The 1,037-nt window shown below is 54.7% G+C and carries 1 protein-coding gene; it reads right to left on the bottom strand.

Going from position 1 to position 1,037, the window contains the following annotated elements; all coding sequences use genetic code 11:
• Positions 1–649: 649 nt before the first annotated feature.
• Positions 650–916, bottom strand: a complete 267-nt coding sequence (locus tag DXY04_RS02180) for a DUF1651 domain-containing protein (RefSeq protein WP_115160808.1) — start codon at positions 914–916, stop codon at positions 650–652.
• Between the last annotated feature and the right edge of the window lie 121 nt (positions 917–1,037).

Genomic DNA, 1,037 nt, shown 5'->3' with positions numbered 1-1,037 from the left:
CTCCTCCCTTGTGGAAGTGCAGGTGAGCAGTTCCCTAGGACGCTTTGCTGTTTTTGCAGGGGCGTTCACCTCGCTTCAACTTGAGCCACATCGCCTTCTCTAGCGCCGTCAGCTTTGGAGACGTCTCATGCAATGCAGCTTCGGCTCGTCGCCTAGCGGCAATGATGAAACGGTCTGTTTTGTCTACTCCGTCGAATCCCATGTCCCTGAGGAGGACGACGCTCGCAACATAGACATACGAATCGTGAGTGCATCGAATGCCAGTGAGCCCTCACTTCAAGCGATGACAAGAGCTGACTAGGACTGCAATCACCCAACCAAATCCTGGCCGTCGCGAACGATTGCTTTCACGCCGATACCTGTTCCGTCGTGTCATCGAGGACATCTTGCTGAAGCTGCTGAACTGCACAGAGAGCTTCATGCGCAGGCCACCCATGAACATCCATCAACTCCTTTACCAGAGCATCAGGGGCCTGAGTGATCGAGGAGTGAATGGTATTGACAACCTTGTTGTCCCTCGCGAGTGCAGACAGCCGCAGAGCCCGTAGTTGCTGAGTGTTCGGCTGTTTCATAACCGCACTCTGGACTACCGCTGGTTTTGCTTTAGTTGCCAACTGCCTTCACGGACTTGGCTATCTCGTTGACTGCCCTATCGAAGTGGACCGGTGCACCTCCTCCAGCCCATTGACTTGAGTGCATTCCATTTCTCCAGCGCCTCTTGTCGTGTCATCAGTTGACTCCCCTGAGGGATCGGGTCGTCAGGTGGTCGCCAATGGAAGCTGCGCATGACGATCGACTCTCCTCGAGAGCCATCCTGATAAGCGGTGAATTGGTAGTAAAGCTGCTGTGGTTCGTTGGCAAGCCATGCACCAACTGACTTGTAGGAGAGTTCTTCAGTGATGAGTTCGCTCCACAAGGGAAGCGCCTGATCGATCGCCTAGACGGTTTTTTTCGTAAGTGAGCTGGCGGAGCCTTTCGATGTGCTGCTCATGCTCTCCGCTGCTCCAGTGCTGTGGGTAGGCAACCCGGGCTTGAAG

Source organism: Synechococcus sp. UW86 (genome assembly GCF_900474085.1).
GTDB lineage: Bacteria > Cyanobacteriota > Cyanobacteriia > PCC-6307 > Cyanobiaceae > Parasynechococcus.
The sequence above is the reverse complement of the archived record's forward strand: the minus strand, read 5'-3'. Positions and strand labels throughout refer to the sequence as shown.